1 pseudogene is annotated in these 562 nt (G+C 35.9%); it reads left to right on the top strand.

The features are described from left to right. Nucleotides 1–315: 315 nt before the first annotated feature. A pseudogene (locus IEV86_RS18345) lies at nt 316–562 on the top strand (amino acid permease); the annotation flags it as partial.

Here is a 562-nt window from a genome sequence, read left to right on the forward strand (position 1 = left end):
GGAGGTTAAGGAATCTGTAAGCTTAAAAACTTTATCTCCGATCCTATCGATTTGATCCCCCTGCCGGCCTCAATCATAGTGGGTATGCAATTATACAAATCGTTACCGATTAAAACTAGCCTGTCAGATTGTCCAAATGACTTTCCTGTTTTACTCTGCTATTCAGGTAGAATCACGAGTGAAAAATAGAGCCACAAGACATGTAACAGCACTTAAAATAGTTTTAAAATTTAAAAATAAAAGTATCTATTCTTTTAAATGTTATAATATCCGATAAAACTTTACTCATCTTTTTATTACTGGAGGAAAATAAAATTGATAGGCAATTCTAGCAAAGACAATTTTGGCCAGCAACAGAAATTGTCTAGAGGCCTTAAAAACAGGCATATACAATTAATGGCGATTGGAGGTGCAATCGGTACAGGTTTATTTTTAGGTTCAGGTAAATCCATCCATTTTGCAGGACCATCCATTTTATTTGCTTACTTGATCACCGGCGTATTTTGCTTTTTCATTATGCGTTCGCTCGGAGAACTGCTCTTATCAAATGCGGGATACCACT

Source organism: Cellulomonas carbonis (genome assembly GCF_014636275.1).
Classification (GTDB): Bacteria; Actinomycetota; Actinomycetes; order Actinomycetales; family Cellulomonadaceae; genus Actinotalea; species Actinotalea carbonis.